The sequence below is a fragment of the Glycocaulis sp. genome, from assembly GCF_052168375.1.
GTDB lineage: Bacteria > Pseudomonadota > Alphaproteobacteria > Caulobacterales > Maricaulaceae > Glycocaulis.
Map to the genome: position 1 here is coordinate 1 of NZ_JBQLZR010000031.1, position 18239 is coordinate 18239.

Sequence of the window (18239 nt, forward strand, 5' to 3'; positions counted from 1 at the left end):
CGTCCTCCAGATAGACATAGACCGTGATGAAATCGGCTGGACGCGCCGGCCAGTCGATCAGGTCCTGGTGCAGGTCGATGCCCCAGAAATACGTCATGTCGCGGTATTCGGGACGGACATAGGGGCCCAGATTATTGACATTGTTGTCAGCAATGCGGGCGCGCAGCCAGGCCGGTATCTCGTCATGGGGCATGCCGGCGACGAATTTGCGGTCCATCACCTTGTGGCCCGGCCCCAGCACCCGGCGCAGGGCATCGGTCAGCCCGTGATCGGCCTCCAGCGGCGCGATCAGCCCGTCCAGCGTCTCGGCGAGGTTGCGCCCGGGGCGCGGATTGGTGCCGCGGTGGACCGGATTGGCCTCGTATTCTGCCTCGGTGAGGAAGAGGGAGGCATCGAAGCGGCGCGTGCGCCCGACCGCGTCCAGCAGTGCGCCCAGATGCGCAGGCTCGAACGCGCAGTCGATGCGGTCATACCCAAGGGTCTCGAAACTCATCGGACAGTCCTTCGAAAGACTGGCGCCTGCAAGGGCCGGTGCAGGCATGCCGGACTTGGGTTTCAGCGAGCCGCTGATTTGGTAAAGCGCGGCTTAAGGATGTGTGCCGGACGCTGACGCGAGGCGCGCGACAGCCTATCTTGCAGACCATGGCCAGAGCCCAGAAACCCGAGACCCCTCCGACAGACACCGCTGATGCGCCGGGCCGCGCCAGCGAGGCGTCCGCGCGTTCGGGCCCGGAGGTCATTGCCGATTACGTTAAGCGCCTTCCGATGAAGCCCGGCGTCTACCGCATGTACGGGGCCGACGGAGAGGTGCTTTATGTCGGCAAGGCCCGTCAGCTGAAATCGCGGGTCTCGAACTATGCCAAATCGGGAGGCCACAATAATCGCATCGCGCTGATGATCGCGCTGACCGCCAGCATGGAGTTTGTCGTTACGGCGACCGAGACAGAGGCGCTGCTGCTGGAGGCCAACCTCATCAAGCGGCTCAAACCCCGCTTCAACATCATCCTGCGTGATGACAAGTCCTTCCCCTACATCCTGATCCGTACCGATCATGCTGCGGCGCAGCTGACCAAGCATCGCGGTGCACGGCGCATAAAGGGTGACTATTTCGGTCCGTTCGCCTCCGCCGGTGCAGTCAACCACACGCTCAACACGCTGCAGAAAGCCTTCCTGCTGCGCACCTGTACCGACAGCGTCTACGAGGCGCGCACCCGGCCCTGCATGCTCTACCAGATCAAGCGCTGCGCCGGTCCGTGCGTCGATCTGATCGCGCCGGAACGCTATGACGAGCTCGTAGGTGAGGCGCGCGAGTTTCTGCGTGGACGGTCGGGCGCGCTGCGCGAGCGCCTGCAGCGGGACATGGAACAGGCCGCCGAGGCGCTGGACTTCGAGCGCGCGGCCCGCCTGCGCGACCGTTTGCGGGCCATTGCGGCGGTGACCACCAGCCAGGGGATCAATCCTGACGGCATCGAGGAAGCCGATGTCATCGCCGTCCACCAGGAGGGCGGTAAGAGCTGTGTACAGGTCTTCTTCTTCAGGGCCGGGCAGAACTGGGGCAATCGCGCCTTCTATCCGCGCCACGAGGCCGATGCCTCGCCGGAAGACGTGCTGGGCGCCTTCATCGCCCAGTTCTATGAAGACAAGCCCGCACCGGCCCTGCTGCTGGTCTCGCATGAGCCCGAACAGGGTGAGTTGCTGGCAGAGGCGCTGTCCTTGCGCGCCGGACATGGCGTCGAGATACGCCGGCCCCAGCGCGGCACCAAGACACAGCTTGTCGATCAGGCGCTGACCAATGCGCGCGAGGCGCTTGGCCGCACGCTGGCCGAAACGAAGAGCCAGGCCCAGCTTCTCGATGGCGTGGCACGCACCTTTGCGCTTGAGGCTAGGCCTGAGCGGATCGAGGTCTATGACAACTCCCATATCCAGGGCTCGAATGCGCTGGGCGCGATGATCGTCGCAGGGCCTGAAGGGTTTGAGAAAAGCCAGTACCGGCGCTTCAACATGAAGGGCGGCGATGCCGCGACCAATGACGATTTTGCCATGATGGCAGCGATGTTGCGCCGCCGCTTTGCCCGCCTCGCAAAGGAGCGCGAGGAGGGCGCGCCGGTGCCGGGCCTCGTCCTCATTGATGGCGGCAAGGGCCAGCTTTCGGCGGCCTTGGCGGTCATGGAAGAGCTTGGCATGAGCGACATCCCGATTGCGGCTGTTGCCAAGGGACCGGACAGGAACGCAGGGCGCGAGGATTTCTACATGCCGGGCCGGGCGCCTTTCCGGCTGCCGGCCAATGATCCGGTGCTCTATTACCTGCAGCGGCTGCGCGACGAGGCGCACCGGTTTGCCATTACGGGCCACCGGGCGGCGCGCAGCCGCGCCATCAAGGACAATCCGCTCGATGACATTGCCGGTATCGGGGCGTCACGCCGTGCGGCCCTTCTGAAGCATTTCGGCTCGGCGCGCGCGGTATCGCGGGCCAATCTGGCTGACCTTGAAGCGGTCGATGGCGTGTCGCGTGCGCTCGCCCGCAAGATCTATGACCATTTCCACGAGCAGGGATGAGATACCCCGTCATGCTGCGCCAGCTTCCCAACCTGATTACCGTTCTTCGGGCCATTGGCGGCCTCGCCGGGGCCTGGCTGCTCCTTCAGAGCGCTGGCGCGGGGCTTGAGGAATCGGCCGTGTACTATGGCGTTCTTTCAGGCGTCGTGTTTGCGGTATCTGCCGCCAGTGACTGGCTGGATGGCTGGCTGGCCCGGCGCCTTGATGCACAAAGCGAACTGGGCGCACTTCTCGATCCGATTGCCGACAAGGTGCTGACCGGTGCCTATCTCGTCGCCTACACACTGATTGCGGGCGGCAATCCGGCGCTGGCCATACCGGTGGGGATCATCCTGCTGCGCGACGTGCTGGTAACAGGCCTGCGGCTTGCCGGGCCGAAGCGTGGACCTGACGCCTATGCCGTCACCGGCGATGCCAAGGCCAAGACGGCGCTGACCATGATCGTCGTGGCGTTACCTTTCGTCTTCGTGACGGCCGGTTTCTCCGATATCGCCAGCTGGTTCTACTACTGGGTCGGTGGTGTCTGGTTGTGTGCCGCCATGACGGCCTGGAGCGCAATTCCCTATCTGCGTGCGGCCTTCCGCAGGGCCTGAGCCAGGCGGCCACTCTACTGGTCAACATCCGCAGCGCTTCATTAACCCCTCAGTGAGAAGGGTTATGTGTACGCTAGTGTATTTGCGGACGAAGGAGCCGCTGCGATGATTATTTCAGAACTTGCCGAGCGTTTCGACTTTCTCGACTTCACCGATACTGACCGTCAGCGCTTGCGCAGTCTGAAGCCGCTCGTTGCAGCAGAGCTACCTGCCATTCTCGATCAGTTCTATCTCGACATCTCGAAACATCCCGAAGTCGACGTGATGTTCAAGAGCGCGGAGGTGCGTGCCCATGCCCGCCAGAAGCAGCTCGAACACTGGCTGCGCATTTGCGATGCGCAATACGGCTCAGACTATCTCCAGTCGGTTCAGCGCATCGGCGAGACGCACGCGCGCCTTGGCCTGAAACCGGCCTGGTATTTTGGCGGCTACGCCAAGATCGTCGGCGGCATGGTGAAGGCCATTGTCTTCAAGGCGCAGGCAAGCCGAAGCCTCATCAAGCGCCTGGGCAATGATGACGAGCTGGGCATCGCGCTCGATACGCTGGTAAAGGCGGCCATGCTCGACATGGATCTGTGCATGTCCACCATCGAGGCGTGCGCAGCGAAGGCCAAGACAGAGGAACGCAACCAGCTCGCGGCGGATTTCGAGAAGACCGTGTCGGCGATCGTCTCTTCGGTCGCGGCGGCATCGGAAGAATTGTCCACGACCGCAAAAGCCATGGCGGATACGGCCGCCGGCACGACCGAGCGGTCCTCCAGCGTCGCTGCGGCCTCTGAAGAAGCCAGCGTTGCTGCCCGCACGGTCGCGCAGGCCGCAGGTGAGCTGACCCGCGCCATCTCGGAGATTTCTGAAAGGGCGAGCGAAGCGGCCGGGGCCTCGTCCCAGGCCCGTGACGAGGCGCGCCGTACGGCTGAAACCATGGCCGAGCTCGCGGCAGCTGCCGAACGCATCGGTACGATTGTCAGCCTGATTGAGACCGTTGCCGAACAGACCAATCTTCTCGCCCTCAATGCCACGATTGAAGCGGCACGCGCCGGCGAGGCTGGCAAGGGATTTGCCGTAGTCGCAAGTGAGGTCAAATCCCTCGCCGCCCAGACGGCAAGGGCTACAGAAGACATTTCCAGCCAGATCGCCAATGTGCAGAACGTCGTGAGTTCCGCCGTAAAGGCCATCGAGGCGGTGTCCGGCTCGATCGAGCAGGTGACGGGTGTGTCGGCGTCCATTTCGGCAGCGGTCGAGGAGCAGAGCGCTGCCACCTCCGAAATCGAGCGCAATACCAGCCAGTCAGCGGAAAGCTCCGGCATGGTCTCGCGTACCATCACCGAAGTGCTCTCCGGCGCTCAGGAGACCAGCAATTCTGCGGGCGCTGTTGTTGGTGCGGCGGGAGAACTCGGACGCCAGGCCGAACAATTGCGCACCGACGTCTCGCGCTTTCTGGAGCGTATCCGCGCGGCGTGAGGCCGGGCTGAAACGCTGTGTAACATCCTGCCACTTTGTGGCGGCGCCAAACCGGTCCATCTTCGCTTTATGACTTTGCTGGCAAGGCGGAGCGAGGATGACCGGACTGCCTCCCGAAACCCATATCCTGGTCGTTGACGATGATGACCGGATACGCAGCCTGCTTAGCCGCTTCCTCCGGGAACGCGGCTTTCGCGTGTCTGCGGCGCCGAACGCGGAGAAGGCGCTGTCCATGTTGCGCTCGCTCGCGTTCGACCTGCTCATCCTTGATGTGATGATGCCGGGCATGGACGGCTTCGAGCTGACCCGCGCGGTGCGTCAGGCCCATGACTGTCCGATCCTGCTTCTGACCGCGAGGGGCGAGCCGGAGGACCGCATCAAGGGGCTTTCGCTGGGTGCTGACGACTATCTGGCCAAGCCCTTCGAGCCGGAAGAGCTGATCTTGCGGGTGCAGGCGATATTGCGGCGCATGATACCCAAGAAGATGGGCGCAAAGCGCGTGCGGTTCGGCGGCTGGATATTTGAGCTGGAGACCGGCCAGCTGCTGCAGGGAGAGACCCGCGTCCGCCTCACAGGCGGCGAGGCAGCGCTTCTGACCGCACTGGCCGAATCTCCCGGCGAGGCGGTTGACCGGTATCTGCTCTCCGAACGAGCAGCGGGCGGGGCGGGCGAGCGGGCGATCGACGTTCAGATGACCCGCCTGCGCCGCAAGATCGAGGACGATCCGAAGAACCCGATATTCCTTCAGACAGTGCGCGGCGAGGGCTATAAGCTGGTGGCCGAGCCTGTGTTCGAGCTGCCGGCCGGAAAGTGAGCGCTGGACAATGCGTTTCGGGTTAAAGCGCTACCTGCCTACCAGCCTGTTTGGGCGGTCGCTGCTGATCATCGTCCTGCCTGTCGCCATCATGCAGGTGGCCGTCACCTGGTCCTTCTTCGAGGAACACTGGCAGACCGTGACCGCACGCCTGTCCGAAAGCGTGGCCGGCGACGTCGCCATGGTAACCGCGCTGGTCGAGCGTTCAGGTCCTGAAGCCGTTGATCCGATTGCAAACCTCGCCTTCGAGACAGTTGGCCTATCGGTTGATTTGCGCGAGGGCGACGTCCTGCCATCCAGCCGCCGGACAGCCTTCTTCCGCGCGCTCGACCGGTCCTTGCGCCGGGCGCTCACAGCCCGCCTCGACAACGATTTCTGGTTCGATACCACGCGCTATCCCGAATATGTCGATATCCGGGTCCAGGTCGATGGCGGCGTCTTGCGTTTCATCGCCTCGCGTGAGCGTGCCTTTGCCACCACGGGGCACATCTTCATCTTGTGGATCGTCGGCGCGACGACATTGCTCAGCGCCATCTCCATTGTCTTCATCCGGAATCAGGCAAAGCCCATCCAGCGCCTCGCCGCTGCGGCAGAGGCCTTCGGGCGTGGACAGGACACGGCTGGCTTCCGCCCCGCCGGTGCGCGCGAGGTCCGCCAGGCGGCAACCGCCTTCATCGACATGCGCGAGCGGCTGGTACGCTATGTCGAGCAGCGTACGGCCTTGCTGGCCGGGGTCAGTCATGACCTTCGCACGCCCCTCACACGATTGCGCCTGCAACTGGCGCTGATGCCTGCAGGGCCTGAACGCGACGATGCCATTCAGGACATTGCCGAGATGGAGCGGTCTCTGGACGAGTATCTCGCCTTCGCGCGTGGCCAGAGCGGCGAGGAAAGTGCCCATACCGATCTTTCAGAACTGTGCCGTGAGATTGCGGCCAAGAGCGAACGGGCAGGCCACCCGGTTTCGCTCGATGTGCCGGATGTCCTCACCCGCGAAGTTCGTCCCGGCACGCTAACGCGCGCGGTCTCGAACCTTGTCGGCAATGCCGTGGTTCACGGCAAGACCGTGTCGCTTTCGCTCGTTGATACGGGCGGGCGCATCGAGTTCCGTGTCGATGATGATGGGCCGGGCATCCCCGAAGCGCTGCACGAGGAAGCCTTCCGCCCGTTCAGCCGCCTTGATCCGGCCCGCAACAGCAACACGACCGGGGTGGGCCTTGGCCTTGCCATAGCGCGCGACGCAGCGCGCGCGCATGGCGGGGATGTGTTTCTGGGAGAAAGCCCCCTTGGCGGGTTGCAGGCGGTGCTCTGGATACCGGCCTAGGCTCAGCCGCTACAGCGCGCTACCGAGCTTGCGTGACTGGCGCTCCGCCGCCGAAACGGCGTTGCGCACCAGCATGGGAAGCCCGCCGCCTGCCATCATCACGTCAAGGGCGGCCTGCGTCGTGCCGCCCGGCGAGGTCACCGCGCGGCGCAAGGCCGCTGCATCGGCGTATTTGCGCTTGTGACCGTCTTCCAGCAGCGCCCCGGCGCCTGCCACTGTGGCCACGGCGAGCTTTTCGGCCAGCTCGGCTGGCAAACCTTCCGCCTCGCCGGCACGGGCCAGTGCCTCGCACAGCAGGAACACATAAGCCGGCCCGGACCCTGACACGGCCGTGACCGCGTCCATCATCCGCTCGTCCTCGACCCACTCCACACTGCCAAGCACCTTCAAAAGGGCTTCGGCGGCGTTGCGGTAGGCCGGCGGGTCTGCATCGATATTGGAAATGGCAACGCTGATGCCCTTGCCGATGGAGCCGGGCGTGTTGGGCATGGCCCGGATGATGGGATGGCCCGGAAACAGGCGCCCCAGACCGATCAGCCCGGCGCCCGCGAGGATGGAAATGATCAGGGCGCCGCGCGGCAGTTTGGCGGCTATTGCCTCGCCGACGGCCGGGAGCATCTGGGGCTTTATTGCGAGCACCACGCGGTCGACGCCAGCAGCGGCCGTCTTGGTCAGCTCAGGGATGACCTTGATCGCGTGCTTGGCGGCGAGTGCTTCGAGCTCTTCTGACGGCTTCGGTTCGACAATGATCAGCGTTTCGCCATCCAGCCCGCCACGCCGGGCACGCAGCCAGCCAGCAGCCAGGGCAAGGCCCATGCGGCCAGCGCCGATCAGCGCGACCTTGCCCATACGTTCGGTAGCAGCGCTCATGGATGTGCTCTCTAGGCCTCCCCGGCCGTATCGAACATCGCGGCAGCAACTGCCTCTTCTACGCTCTTTCCACCCCAGACGAGGTAGTGGAAGGCCGGATAGAGCCGTTCACCGGCTTCACGCGCGGCGACGATCAGCGCTGCGGCCTGCGCAGGGCTGACAGTCTCGCCGCCGGCCAGAGACAGGGCGTGACGGAAGACGACCGAGCCGTCCTCGGCCCAGACATCGAAATGTCCCAGCCAGAGGCGTTCATTGAGGCGGGTGGTCAGCTCGCACACTTCGCGGAAGCGCGCTGCCGGTGCCTTCAGTTCGAGGCTGGCGCAGACATGGAGAACATCCAGCTCCGGCCGCCAGGCGAACCAGACCTGATGATCGCGCCATTCGCCGGGCACGGCCATGTGCAATTCGGTGTCATCGCGCTCATAGGCGTATTGCTCGGCGATGACCGCCTGCTCCACGCTTTCAAGCGGATCGATTGTCTGGATAAAGGTCTCGGTATGCAGATCCATCATTGCGCCTCCCTCAGAGCACATGTCGGCCTCGTCCCGTAAAGCGACGGTAAGCCGCTCCGGGGAGAGTGTGCAACGGTGTGCCGGGGGTTAGAATTTAAGCTGTTCAGCTGGAAGCCTTTTTCGAAGCGGGCTTGCGCTTCGACGCCGTGGCGGAACGCGCCGGAGCGGGCTTTTTGCCCTCCAGCGCCTCCAGGCGGGCTTTCAGTGATTCGATTTCCTCGCCCTGACGGGCGATGATTGCCTGCAGGGCGCGTACCTCCTCGCCCGAGGCGAGATCCATGTCGGCAGCCACACGTTCGGCCTGCGCCCGGAAAACCGAGCGCGCCTCGTCGCCAGCCGCACGTGCCGCGCCAAAGGCGTCGGTCATCAGATCGGCCAGATCGGTGAAAACGGGGTTGCGCGTCTGCATGACAAGAGTGTCCTTGCTGGTATAGAGGTCAGGATATAGGCCTTAAGACCGGCCCTGTGCAATGACCGGCCCGCATATTCCGACCTGGCCCCCGACCGGAGACCCAAGCCCGATGGCTCTGTGCCCTGCGAGTTTCGACCTTATCGACCCGGTCATTTTCGAGATCGGCCCGTTTGCGCTGCGCTGGTATGCGCTGGCCTACATTGCCGGCTTTTTCCTCGGTCTCTTCTACATCATCAAGCTGATCGCCCGGCCACGCCTGTGGACCACGCACGACCGGCCGGTGGCCGCCCCGCTCGATCGCGCCTTCGTCGAGGAGCTGATGCTGTGGGTAATGATCGGCGTGATTGTCGGCGGCCGCCTCGGCTATGTGCTCTTTTACCAGACCAGCGCGATCTGGGAGCGTCCTCTCTGGGTCGTGACCGGCATTACAGAAGGCGGGATGAGCTTTCACGGCGGCCTGATCGGCGTCATGCTGGCCATGATCATCACCGCGCGGGTCTGGAAAATTCCGGTCCTGAATGTGTCGGACGCCGTCGCCGCTGCAACGCCGATCGGCCTGCTGCTGGGGCGTCTGGCCAATTTCATCAATGGCGAGCTGTGGGGGCGCCCGGCGCCGGATCTGCCCTGGGCCATGCGCTTTGCCGCTGATCCGTTGTGCGCCCTGCGCCACCCGAGCCAGCTTTATGAGGCCTTTCTTGAAGGCGCGGTCCTCTTTGCCATCATCGCCTTCCTGATCTGGCGCTTCCGCGCGCTCGCCCGGCCCGGTCTCGTGACCGGCGTCTTCCTAGCCGGCTACGGCACCTTCCGCGCCTTTGTGGAGCTCTTCCGCGAGCCTGACCGGCATATGCCGGAGGCTTTGCAGGGCTATGTCACCATGGGCATGCTGCTGTGTGTTCCGATGATTGCCGCTGGCGCCTTCCTGATCTGGCGCGCGTTGCGCCAGCCTGCGGTTGCGGTGCCTGGAAGTGTCCGCCCTGATACCCGCAAAGCCCGCAGCAAGGCCGGTTGACCGGCATGGCGTCTTTACCGGGCGAGGCGGCGTTCGATCCGGCGGCACGCATAGCCGCGAACCTGCGCGCGCGCATTGCCTCGCAAGGGCCTTTGCCAATCTCCGTTTTCATGATGGAGGCGCTCTTCGATCCCATGGCGGGTTTTTACGCTACGCGTGACCCGATCGGAGCGGGGGCCGACTTCGTGACTGCGCCGGAGATCAGCCAGATGTTCGGCGAGTTGCTGGGCCTGTGGGCGGCGCAGTCATGGCAGGACATGGGCTCGCCTGAAAGCCTGGTGCTGGCCGAGCTGGGGCCGGGACGGGGCACGATGATGTCCGACATGCTGCGCGCCGCCCGCGCTGTGCCCGGCTTTGCAGTGGCCCTGAAAGTCAGCCTGGTGGAAGCCAGTGCCGCGCTGAAAATGGTGCAGGGCCAGACCCTGTCGCGCAGCGCCATGCCGGTTGGCTGGGCGAAGAGCATCGAGACACTTCCTGCCGGTCCCGCCCTTATCTTCGCCAACGAGTTTCTCGACTGCCTGCCCGTGCGCCAGCTCGTGCGTACGGACGGTCAATGGCGCGAGCGCTGTGTCGGGCCTCATCCAGAAGACGAGGACCGGCTTGCCTTCGTGACCGGCCCGGTCGTGCCGGACGATGATCCCTTCATCCCGCCAGACCTTGCAGACAGCCCGGACGGTGCGCTGATCGAACTGCGCCCCGGTGATGCGCAGGTGATTGACGCTCTGGCCGCACGCTTTGCCGTGTCGCCGGGGCACGCGCTTTTCATCGATTACGGGCCGGACCGGTCCGAGGCGGGCGACACACTGCAGGCGATCCGCGCGCACGAGAAGGTCGATCCGCTGGATGCCCCCGGCACGGCAGACCTGACGGCTCATGTCGATTTTGCCATGCTCGCCCGGCTGGCGCGCACGGCAGGCTTAAGTGTTCATGGTCCGGTGGAGCAGGGCGCCTTCCTGCGAGGACTGGGGATCGAGCAGCGCGCGGCGGCGCTCGGCGCCGCCCGGCCCGATCAGCGCGGGGTTATCGCGCGGCAATTGCACCGCCTCGTCGATCGCGCAGAGATGGGCGCGCTTTTCAAGGTGATGGCCATCAGTGCGCCTGGCATGCCCGCACCACCGGGCTTGCCCGCCAATGCTGCATAATCCGTATACGGCCAAAACCGGCGGTGAAATTTAAGCCGGTCAGGCGCTTTCGGTATCCAACCCGGTCTGCTATGAGCGCGCCGGTCGCACACCTGCCACGAGGGGAATCGCCGATGAAACTGATGAGCGGCAACGCGAACAGGCCCCTGGCCCGCGCCATTGCGAACTATCTCGATGCGCCCCTGTCGAATGTCGAGATCGAGACCTTTGCCGATGGCGAGCTTTTCGTGCGCATCGAGGAAAACATGCGCGGCGAGGATGTTTTCCTCATCCAGTCGACATCCAAGCCGGCCAATGACCATCTGATGGAATTGCTGATCTGCATGGATGCGCTCTCGCGCGCCAGCGCCCGCCGGATCACCGCCGTCATTCCCTATTTCGGCTATGCCCGGCAGGACCGCAAGACGGGCGGGCGCACGCCGATCACCGCCAAGCTGGTTGCCAATCTGATTGCCAAGGCCGGTGCAGACCGGGTGCTGACGCTTGATCTGCATGCCGGCCAGATCCAGGGCTTTTTCGACATCCCGACCGATAATCTCTTCACCACTCCGGTGTTCGAGCAGGATATCCGCAAGCACTACGACACGTCTGACCTGATGATCGTCTCGCCTGATGTCGGCGGCGTTGTGCGGGCCCGCGCGCTGGCCCAGCGTCTGGGCGCCGACATTGCCATCGTCGACAAGCGCCGTCCCAAGGCCGGCGAGAGCGAGGTGATGAACATTATCGGCGACGTCGCCGGGCGCCGCTGCATCATCTTTGACGACATCATCGATAGCGGCGGCACGCTGTGCAATGCGGCTGCCGCGCTGATGAAGGAAGGTGCCGGCGAGGTGTCCGCCTACATCACGCACGGCGTGCTGTCGGGCAAGGCTACCAGCCGGATCACGGATTCGGTCCTGAAAGAGCTGGTGGTGACCGATTCCATTGACGTTTCCGACAAGGCTGCGGAATGCCCGAAACTGCGCGCGGTCTCCATCGCGCCGCTTCTGGCCGAGGCAATCCGGCGCATCGCCAATGAGGAAAGCGTCTCGAAACTCTTCGACTAGGGCCGTTGGCATGTGCCGGGCCGGGCGTGGTGAAGTCCGACAAGACTCACCGGCCCCTGTTGCACATGGTCCAAAAACCGGCTAATAGCCCGCGCTCGCTTGAGCGCCGCCCGCTTCCAGGCGGCGAACGCGTTTGAAACCAGACTTTACCACAGGGACCGGACCCCATGAGCGATATTGTTGTTTCCGTTGAGGTGCGTGACCGCACCGGCACAGGCGGCGCCCGCGCCGCGCGCCGTGATGGCCTGGTCCCGGGTGTCCTCTATGGTGGTCCGCGCGGCGCCGTTTCGATCACGGTGAAGCGCAACGAGCTGGTCAAGGCCATCTCGACCGGAAAGCTGATCGCCCAGATGGTCGATCTCGAGCACAAGGGTGAGCGCCAGCCGGTCATCGCGCGCGACATCCAGTTCCACCCGGTCACCGACGAGCCGGTCCACATCGACTTCTACCGTGTGGAAGAAAACTCCATCATCACGCTGAACGTGCCGGTTCACTTCATCAACGATGAAGCCGCTCCGGGCATCAAGCGCGGCGGTGTCCTCAACATCGTGCGCCACGACATCGAAGTGCGCTGCAAGGCTGGCAACATCCCCAGCGAGATCGTTGTCGACCTGACCGGCTACGACATTGGCGACTCCATCCACATCTCCAGCGTCACCCTGCCGGAAGGCGTGAAGCCGGTTATCACCAATCGCGACTTCACCATCGCCACCCTGCAAGGCTCGCGCGCCGTCATTGAAGACAGCGTCGATGCCGAAGATGGTGACGACGAGGACGAGGGCGACGACGAATAGTCGTCCGCCTTTGCCTGCGGCTGAAGAGCCGCAGCGCGCATCAGACAGGAAAAGGCGGCGCGGGATATCCTGCAGCCGCCTTTTTCTTGACCGGCGGCCAGAGCCCCGGACGAGGGCCCCGAAGCAGGACACGCCTCATGCTGATTTTCGCCGGATTGGGAAATCCCGAAAGCAAGTATCTGAAGAACCGCCACAATGCGGGCTTCATGACGCTGGACGTGGTCGCGGCGGCGCACGGCTTCGGCCCGTGGCGCGAGAAGTTCCAGTCCGCAGTGAGCGAAGGTCTGGTCCAGACGCTGGCAGGCCCGAAAAAGGCCCTGCTGATGAAGCCGCTGACCTATTACAACAATTCCGGGCTGGCAGTGCGCGCGGCGTGCGATTTCTATCGCATCGGTCCGGAGGCCGTAACCGTGTTCCATGACGAGCTGGACCTGGCGCCGGGCAAGTTCCGCCTGAAGGCAGGCGGCGGACATGGCGGCAATAATGGCATCCGCTCCACCGCGGCCCATATCGGCCCGGACTTTCGGCGTGGGCGTATCGGCATCGGCCATCCCGGCGACAAGAATCTCGTCACCAATTATGTGCTTTCCGATTTTCCCAAGGCCGACCTTGTCTGGTTCGATGCACTGACCGATGCCATCGCGCGCAGCTTTCCGCTTCTGGTTGCGGGGGAATGGGACGCCTTCCAGACCCGTGTCACCCATCTCGCCCCGGCCCCGGATGGCTCCGGGGACTGACCGGCTTTGAGCGCGCCTCTGGGCACGCTATATTGCCTCTCATGAGCTTTGGTCTTGCCCTCTTTGCCGCCCTTGCGCTGCAGGCCACCCCTGCGCAAGCGCCTGCCGTGCTGCAGGCGCCTGAACAGATCGTCCATGCAGCCCGCGGCTTCGTGCTTACCGTACCGGCCGGCTGGAGTGCCGTTCCATTGGAGGACGGATCGGGGCTGACGCTGCGCCACGGCCAACACGATGCCCGTATCGAGGCGTTTGCGGTTGCGACCGAACCTTCCGGTGTGCCGGGCCTTCCCGATGACAGCGTGGATGCGCTGGCCCTGCGTCTCGATGGCCCGGGCATAAGCCGGATCTCGCGGGTGCGCCTGCCGCTCGTCATGATCGGTGAAAGCGGCGACCGCTTGCAGGCCGGCGAGACCGTGGCCCTCTCCTATTCCGGCGCCAGCGAGGGGCGGACCCGTAGCGGGCTGGCCGCCACCCGCTGCGGCGCCGACATCCTTCTGACCTTTGACAGCGCAGATGAGGCTGCCGCCGGCGTGCAGGCCGATTTCGGGACGGTCCGCGAAAGCTGGGCCCTGATCCTTACTGGCGGATCGGATTTTCCCTGCTGAAAACCCCATCCTTCATGCCATGTCCTGACGTGTGATGGCCCTCGCACATTGACCTTGCCCGCCTGCCCGTCTAACCCCACGCCAGCTTTGTAAATCCTCTTATCTGACAGGGGCCGTCCATGGGCTTCAAATGCGGTATTGTCGGGCTTCCCAACGTGGGCAAGTCGACGCTTTTCAACGCGCTCACCCAGACCGCAGCCGCGCAGGCGGCGAACTATCCGTTCTGCACGATCGAGCCGAATGTCGGCGATGTGGCCGTTCCCGAACCGCGCCTTGAGAAACTCGCCTCCATTGCCGGGTCTGCCAATATCATTCCCGGCCGGATGAGCTTTGTGGATATTGCAGGCCTCGTGAAGGGCGCAAGCCAGGGCGAGGGCCTTGGCAACCAGTTCCTGGCGAACATCCGCGAGGTGGACGCCATCGTGTATGTGCTGCGCTGCTTTATCGACGATGACGTGACCCACGTTGCCGGCAAGGTCGACCCGCTCGCCGATTTCGAAACGGTGGAGACCGAGCTGATGCTCGCCGACATGGAGAGCCTCGAAAAGCGCCGGGCCAATGTCGAGAAGAAGGCCCGCTCTGGCGACAAGGACGCAAAGGCGCAAGTGTCGCTCATCGATCTGGCGCTGGAAAAGCTGCGCGATGGCCGCCCGGCGCGCTTTGCAGCCGTGCCCGAAGACCAGCGCCGTGAATGGCGCATGCTCCAGCTTCTCACCTCCAAGCCCGTCCTCTTTATCGCCAACGTCGATGAAGACAGCGCCGCGACCGGCAATGCGATGTCGCAGGCGGTGGAAAAGCGCGCTGCCGAAGAGGGCGCCATCTGCGTGACGATCTCCGCCAAGATCGAGGCAGAGCTTGCGCTGCTGGATGCGGCGGAACGCGCAGAATATCTGGAATCGCTGGGTCTTGCCGAGCCGGGTCTGAACCGGCTCATCCATGCCGGCTATACCCTGCTGGACCTGCAGACCTACTTCACGGCCGGGCCGAAAGAGGCGCGTGCCTGGACAATCCGCAAGGGCTGGAAGGCACCGCGGGCGGCCGGCGTGATCCATGGTGATTTCGAAAAGGGCTTCATCCGCGCTGAAACCATCGCCTTTGACGACTATGTCGCATTGGGCGGCGAGGCCGGTGCCCGCGAGGCTGGAAAGCTGCGTCAGGAAGGCAAGGAATACGTTGTACAGGACGGCGACGTATTGCTGTTCAAGTTCAACGTCTGACGCCGCGTGCCGCGCTTTACACGCTTCGCCTCACCGCCCATCCTTGCGCGCAACGCATAACAGGGGCAGGCGGAATGCGGCGTGTGTATACAGTTCTGATCGCCGTTTTCTGTCTCTGCCTCGCTCCGCTGGCACTGGGACAGGAGGCAGGTATGACCGACCGCACAGCCACCGGCACCTTTACCGTTCAGCTCGTCCCGCAAGGTGAGCCGCCTGCGGGTGCCCACACCCGCTACGCGCTGTCCAAGGCCTTTTCCGGAGATTTTGAAGGCACCGCCACTGGCGAGATGCTGGGCTGGTTCGATCCCGCGACCAATTCCGGCGCCTATGTGGTGATAGAGCGTCTGGATGGCCGCCTGCAGGGGCGCGAGGGCAGCTTCTCGCTGGCACATCGCGGCCTGATGGATAATGGCGCACAATTGCTTTCCATCACCATCGTGCCGGGGTCCGGTACGGGCGAGCTTGCCGGAATTGCCGGAGAGTTCAGCCTCGAGATCGTCGACGGGGTGCATAACTACTCGCTGGCCTACAGCCTGCCGTCCGGGGAGGGACAATGAGCTATTCCACCATCACCTATGCGGTAAGCGACCATATCGCGCTTCTCACGATGAACCGGCCCGAGGCGATGAACGCCTTCACCCGCCAGATGGGTGAGGAGATGGCGGCAGCGTTTGATGCTGCCGACGCCGATTCGGATGTGCGCTGCGTGATCGTAACCGGTGCCGGCAAGGCCTTCTGTGCAGGGGCTGACCTGTCTCTCGGCGCTGAGACCTTCAACGCCGTCTCACAGGCGGCTGCCAGTGGCGCGCTCAATGAGACCGATCCGCAATGGCGTGATTTCGGCGGGCTTCTGAACCTGCGCATCTTCAACAGCGCCAAGCCGGTGATAGCCGCCATCAATGGCGCCGCGGTCGGCATTGGCGCCACGATGATCCTGCCCATGGACATCCGCATCGCGGCCAGCGGTGCGAAGATGGCCTATCCGTTCACAAAGCGCGGCATTGCGTGGGATGGCTGCGCCAGCTGGTTCCTGCCGCGCGTGGTGGGTATCGAGACTGCGCTCGACTGGGGGCTGACGGGGCGCACCTTCATGAGCGAGGAGGCCCTTGAAAAGGGGCTCGTGAGCGAGCTGGTGCCCGCCGACGCGGTGCTGGAACGCGCTTATGAGCGCGCCCGCCTTATAGTGGAAAGCGCCGCGCCGGTTTCGGTGTCGATGAACCGGTATCTTGCCTGGCAGATGCTGGGTGCCTCGCACCCGATGGATGCACATCGCCTTGAGAGCCGGGCGATTTTGCGCCGCGGCATGAGCGAGGATGCCCGCGAGGGCGTGATGAGTTTCCTGGAAAAGCGCGCGCCGAACTTTCCGGGCAAAACGCCGCAGGACCTGCCCCCGGGCTGGCCCTATCAGTCGGAACCGGAGTACTGAAGCGCCATGTCAGACACACCTCCGCCCGCCCGTTCCGTCAGCCTTCGCCAGCTTTTCATCTGGGCGATCCCGTTCGATCTGGGCCTCGTGGGCCTTCTGATCGTCATCTTGATGGGCTGGGAACTCTGGACGGGCATTGGCTTTGTCATCGCCGGTGCCCTTGGCACGGTGATGATGATCGGCCAGCACTACCGCATAGGGCCTGACGGCGACTAGGCGGGCAGCAGGACCGTCAGGTAGAGCAGCGCCGCGATATAGGCGATATAGCTCGCCAGCAGGATAACGCCGGTGAGGCGGCCCAGCGGACGGCGCGAGACTACCAGCAACGTGATGAAGATTGCGCTGCCGAGGAAGACCCAGAAATCGAGGCTGAAGAAGCTGGGGTCGATGGCAACACCGCCTGCAACCCCGCCTGCCGCTATGCCGGTAATGCCGCCGACGGCCAGAATGTTGAAAATGTTCGACCCGATGACATTGCCGATGGCCATGTCCGCCTGACGGCGCACCGCCGCGACAACCGAAGTGGCAAGCTCGGGCAGGGAGGTGCCGACCGCCAGCAGGGTCAGGCCAACGACCGCTTCGGAAATGCCAAGGCGCAGTGCCAGGCTGGAGCCGCCTTCCACGATCAGGTTGGCACCAATCGGCAGGGCGATCAGGCCGACAATCATGCTGAAGGCGATGCCGAGCACGGATTTCGGCAGGCCTTCCATCGTGTCGACGCTGGTGAGTTCAGCCACCATCGGGTCCTCGCGCGAGTTCATCGCGACAAAGGCCAGATAGACGATATAGGCGAGGATGAGCCCGGCGAGCGCAAAGCCTTCGACGAGGCTGATGACGCCCGGCGTGCCGGCTTGCCAGTCCCAGCTTATGGCGATGAAGAGCAGCGCGGCGGCAAGGGCGATCAGCGCATTGGTGCGCACACCCTTGGCATCGGTGCCCATCGCCGCGATCAGGGCAGGAAGGCCCAGCACCAGCAGAATGTTGGCGATATTCGAGCCGACGATATTGCCGACGGCGAGACCGGGCGACCCGGCAAGCGCGGCAAACACGCTCACTACCATTTCCGGCGCACTCGTGCCGAAGGCAACGATCGTCAGGCCGATGACGAGCGAGGGAACGCCGGTGCGCTTGGCAACCGCTGTGGCGCCGCGCACCAGATAGTCACCGCCGAACAGGATAATAATGATGCCAACGGCCAGCAGCAGCAGGTCGAGTAGGGTGGCAGACATATACGCTCCTGGACCGGCGGCCGCGCAGGGGAAAACTAGTCGAGGCGCTTGAACTCGATCAGGTTGAACAGCGCAAAGAGGCCAAAGCAAAGGCCGAGGGCGATCAGGGCTGCCATAGGGTCTGCTCCTTCAGGACATTGGACGGATCCGGCTCCGGGCCGAAGGCCGGCCGGACGGGTTTCAACCGCGTCTATAGCGTGCATCGCACAGGTGCGCCAGTGGCCGGGGCCTTACAGGAGGGGGCTGCGGCAGCGGCGCTTTGTCCCGCTTTGCCTTGACTCCCGCGATCGCCTGTTAACCATATTCCCCGCACCCGCCTGCGCGGCAGGACGAGGTATGCAGACACAAACGGGGAGATATTCATGAAAAGGACATTCACAGCCCTTGCCGGTACGCTTCTGCTCGCAGGCACGGCTTTCGCCTCCAGCCCGGCTGGCCATGTCTATGAGAGCACCGAGACCGAAACGGGCAACAGCTACACCTCGACCTTCC

General features: G+C 64.1%; 20 protein-coding genes and 1 pseudogene. 15 read left to right on the forward strand and 6 right to left on the reverse strand.

All coding sequences use genetic code 11. The annotated features are described in order from the left end of the window. Positions 1–493: pseudogene (locus tag ACTS2Z_RS01200) on the reverse strand (hypothetical protein); the annotation flags it as partial. A 149-nt stretch (positions 494–642) separates the two neighbouring features. On the opposite strand from ACTS2Z_RS01200, the gene uvrC reads away from it, so the two are divergent. From uvrC to ACTS2Z_RS01225, 5 genes are all read left to right on the forward strand, one after another. Next, positions 643–2556, forward strand: a complete 1914-nt coding sequence (gene uvrC, locus ACTS2Z_RS01205) for an excinuclease ABC subunit UvrC (RefSeq protein ID WP_442571409.1) — start codon at positions 643–645, stop codon at positions 2554–2556. After that, a complete protein-coding gene (locus tag ACTS2Z_RS01210; RefSeq protein WP_442571410.1) occupies positions 2553–3149 on the forward strand; it encodes a CDP-alcohol phosphatidyltransferase family protein in 597 nt (198 codons plus the stop codon). Before uvrC ends, ACTS2Z_RS01210 begins: the two co-directional genes overlap by 4 nt. A 105-nt stretch (positions 3150–3254) precedes the next feature. Beyond that, positions 3255–4610 carry a protoglobin domain-containing protein gene (locus tag ACTS2Z_RS01215; RefSeq protein ID WP_442571411.1) on the forward strand — a complete coding sequence of 452 codons (1356 nt, stop codon included), beginning with the start codon at positions 3255–3257 and terminating at the stop codon, positions 4608–4610. A 97-nt stretch (positions 4611–4707) separates the two neighbouring features. Continuing rightward, positions 4708–5424: a response regulator gene (locus tag ACTS2Z_RS01220; RefSeq protein ID WP_442571412.1), complete on the forward strand. Its 717-nt coding sequence runs from the start codon at positions 4708–4710 to the stop codon at positions 5422–5424. A 10-nt stretch (positions 5425–5434) separates the two neighbouring features. Next, positions 5435–6748 carry an ATP-binding protein gene (locus tag ACTS2Z_RS01225; protein WP_442571413.1) on the forward strand — a complete coding sequence of 438 codons (1314 nt, stop codon included), beginning with the start codon at positions 5435–5437 and terminating at the stop codon, positions 6746–6748. 9 nt (positions 6749–6757) lie between these two features. Here ACTS2Z_RS01225 and proC read toward each other — a convergent pair whose 3' ends face one another. From proC to ACTS2Z_RS01240, 3 genes are all read right to left on the reverse strand, one after another. Continuing rightward, positions 6758–7618, reverse strand: a complete 861-nt coding sequence (gene proC / locus ACTS2Z_RS01230) for a pyrroline-5-carboxylate reductase (protein WP_442571414.1) — start codon at positions 7616–7618, stop codon at positions 6758–6760. An 11-nt stretch (positions 7619–7629) separates the two neighbouring features. Continuing rightward, a complete protein-coding gene (locus ACTS2Z_RS01235) occupies positions 7630–8130 on the reverse strand; it encodes a YbjN domain-containing protein (protein ID WP_442571415.1) in 501 nt (166 codons plus the stop codon). 103 nt (positions 8131–8233) lie between these two features. After that, the gene (locus ACTS2Z_RS01240) at positions 8234–8539 is read right to left on the reverse strand and encodes an accessory factor UbiK family protein (RefSeq protein WP_442571416.1); all 306 of its coding nucleotides are present in this window, start codon (positions 8537–8539) and stop codon (positions 8234–8236) included. Between the two features lie 112 nt (positions 8540–8651). Between ACTS2Z_RS01240 and lgt the strand changes: the two genes are divergently transcribed. The 10 genes from lgt to ACTS2Z_RS01290 all read left to right on the forward strand — a co-directional run bounded on the left by lgt (position 8652) and on the right by ACTS2Z_RS01290 (position 16734). Continuing rightward, positions 8652–9551: a prolipoprotein diacylglyceryl transferase gene (lgt, locus tag ACTS2Z_RS01245; protein WP_442571417.1), complete on the forward strand. Its 900-nt coding sequence runs from the start codon at positions 8652–8654 to the stop codon at positions 9549–9551. Between the two features lie 5 nt (positions 9552–9556). Then, entirely contained in the window at positions 9557–10693 is a 1137-nt protein-coding gene (locus tag ACTS2Z_RS01250; protein WP_442571418.1) for a class I SAM-dependent methyltransferase, read from the forward strand. 113 nt (positions 10694–10806) lie between these two features. Continuing rightward, positions 10807–11739 carry a ribose-phosphate pyrophosphokinase gene (locus ACTS2Z_RS01255; protein WP_442571419.1) on the forward strand — a complete coding sequence of 311 codons (933 nt, stop codon included), beginning with the start codon at positions 10807–10809 and terminating at the stop codon, positions 11737–11739. Between the two features lie 167 nt (positions 11740–11906). After that, positions 11907–12533 (forward strand): 50S ribosomal protein L25/general stress protein Ctc, encoded by a 627-nt coding sequence (locus ACTS2Z_RS01260; protein WP_442571420.1) that lies wholly within the window; start codon positions 11907–11909, stop codon positions 12531–12533. 137 nt (positions 12534–12670) lie between these two features. Further along, on the forward strand, positions 12671–13270 hold the full coding sequence (gene pth, locus ACTS2Z_RS01265; protein ID WP_442571421.1) for an aminoacyl-tRNA hydrolase: 600 nt from the start codon (positions 12671–12673) through the stop codon (positions 13268–13270). Positions 13271–13311: 41 nt separating this feature from the next. Beyond that, on the forward strand, positions 13312–13875 hold the full coding sequence (locus tag ACTS2Z_RS01270; protein ID WP_442571422.1) for a hypothetical protein: 564 nt from the start codon (positions 13312–13314) through the stop codon (positions 13873–13875). Positions 13876–13994: 119 nt separating this feature from the next. After that, complete coding sequence (gene ychF, locus ACTS2Z_RS01275; RefSeq protein WP_442571423.1) at positions 13995–15092, forward strand: redox-regulated ATPase YchF; 1098 nt, start codon at positions 13995–13997, stop codon at positions 15090–15092. A 152-nt stretch (positions 15093–15244) separates the two neighbouring features. Then, a complete protein-coding gene (locus ACTS2Z_RS01280; protein ID WP_442571424.1) occupies positions 15245–15649 on the forward strand; it encodes a DUF3224 domain-containing protein in 405 nt (134 codons plus the stop codon). Then, positions 15646–16518 (forward strand): enoyl-CoA hydratase-related protein, encoded by an 873-nt coding sequence (locus tag ACTS2Z_RS01285; protein ID WP_442571425.1) that lies wholly within the window; start codon positions 15646–15648, stop codon positions 16516–16518. Before ACTS2Z_RS01280 ends, ACTS2Z_RS01285 begins: the two co-directional genes overlap by 4 nt. A gap of 6 nt (positions 16519–16524) precedes the next feature. Then, on the forward strand, positions 16525–16734 hold the full coding sequence (locus ACTS2Z_RS01290) for a hypothetical protein (protein WP_442571426.1): 210 nt from the start codon (positions 16525–16527) through the stop codon (positions 16732–16734). Here ACTS2Z_RS01290 and ACTS2Z_RS01295 read toward each other — a convergent pair. Continuing rightward, complete coding sequence (locus ACTS2Z_RS01295; RefSeq protein ID WP_442571427.1) at positions 16731–17747, reverse strand: calcium/sodium antiporter; 1017 nt, start codon at positions 17745–17747, stop codon at positions 16731–16733. The two genes, ACTS2Z_RS01290 and ACTS2Z_RS01295, sit on opposite strands and share 4 nt — an antisense overlap. A 35-nt stretch (positions 17748–17782) precedes the next feature. Further along, a complete protein-coding gene (locus tag ACTS2Z_RS01300; RefSeq protein ID WP_442571428.1) occupies positions 17783–17950 on the reverse strand; it encodes a hypothetical protein in 168 nt (55 codons plus the stop codon). Between the last annotated feature and the right edge of the window lie 289 nt (positions 17951–18239).

Bases quoted from the DNA above. Each gene is read 5' to 3' on its own strand.
- uvrC (WP_442571409.1), top strand. From the start codon at position 643: ATGGCCAGAGCCCAGAAACCCGAGACCCCTCCGACAGACACCGCTGAT.
- ACTS2Z_RS01210 (WP_442571410.1), top strand. From the start codon at position 2,553: ATGAGATACCCCGTCATGCTGCGCCAGCTTCCCAACCTGATTACCGTT.
- ACTS2Z_RS01215 (WP_442571411.1), top strand. From the start codon at position 3,255: ATGATTATTTCAGAACTTGCCGAGCGTTTCGACTTTCTCGACTTCACC.
- ACTS2Z_RS01220 (WP_442571412.1), top strand. From the start codon at position 4,708: ATGACCGGACTGCCTCCCGAAACCCATATCCTGGTCGTTGACGATGAT.
- ACTS2Z_RS01225 (WP_442571413.1), top strand. From the start codon at position 5,435: ATGCGTTTCGGGTTAAAGCGCTACCTGCCTACCAGCCTGTTTGGGCGG.
- proC (WP_442571414.1), bottom strand. From the start codon at position 7,618: ATGAGCGCTGCTACCGAACGTATGGGCAAGGTCGCGCTGATCGGCGCT.
- ACTS2Z_RS01235 (WP_442571415.1), bottom strand. From the start codon at position 8,130: ATGATGGATCTGCATACCGAGACCTTTATCCAGACAATCGATCCGCTT.
- ACTS2Z_RS01240 (WP_442571416.1), bottom strand. From the start codon at position 8,539: ATGCAGACGCGCAACCCCGTTTTCACCGATCTGGCCGATCTGATGACC.
- lgt (WP_442571417.1), top strand. From the start codon at position 8,652: ATGGCTCTGTGCCCTGCGAGTTTCGACCTTATCGACCCGGTCATTTTC.
- ACTS2Z_RS01250 (WP_442571418.1), top strand. From the start codon at position 9,557: ATGGCGTCTTTACCGGGCGAGGCGGCGTTCGATCCGGCGGCACGCATA.
- ACTS2Z_RS01255 (WP_442571419.1), top strand. From the start codon at position 10,807: ATGAAACTGATGAGCGGCAACGCGAACAGGCCCCTGGCCCGCGCCATT.
- ACTS2Z_RS01260 (WP_442571420.1), top strand. From the start codon at position 11,907: ATGAGCGATATTGTTGTTTCCGTTGAGGTGCGTGACCGCACCGGCACA.
- pth (WP_442571421.1), top strand. From the start codon at position 12,671: ATGCTGATTTTCGCCGGATTGGGAAATCCCGAAAGCAAGTATCTGAAG.
- ACTS2Z_RS01270 (WP_442571422.1), top strand. From the start codon at position 13,312: ATGAGCTTTGGTCTTGCCCTCTTTGCCGCCCTTGCGCTGCAGGCCACC.
- ychF (WP_442571423.1), top strand. From the start codon at position 13,995: ATGGGCTTCAAATGCGGTATTGTCGGGCTTCCCAACGTGGGCAAGTCG.
- ACTS2Z_RS01280 (WP_442571424.1), top strand. From the start codon at position 15,245: ATGACCGACCGCACAGCCACCGGCACCTTTACCGTTCAGCTCGTCCCG.
- ACTS2Z_RS01285 (WP_442571425.1), top strand. From the start codon at position 15,646: ATGAGCTATTCCACCATCACCTATGCGGTAAGCGACCATATCGCGCTT.
- ACTS2Z_RS01290 (WP_442571426.1), top strand. From the start codon at position 16,525: ATGTCAGACACACCTCCGCCCGCCCGTTCCGTCAGCCTTCGCCAGCTT.
- ACTS2Z_RS01295 (WP_442571427.1), bottom strand. From the start codon at position 17,747: ATGTCTGCCACCCTACTCGACCTGCTGCTGCTGGCCGTTGGCATCATT.
- ACTS2Z_RS01300 (WP_442571428.1), bottom strand. From the start codon at position 17,950: ATGCACGCTATAGACGCGGTTGAAACCCGTCCGGCCGGCCTTCGGCCC.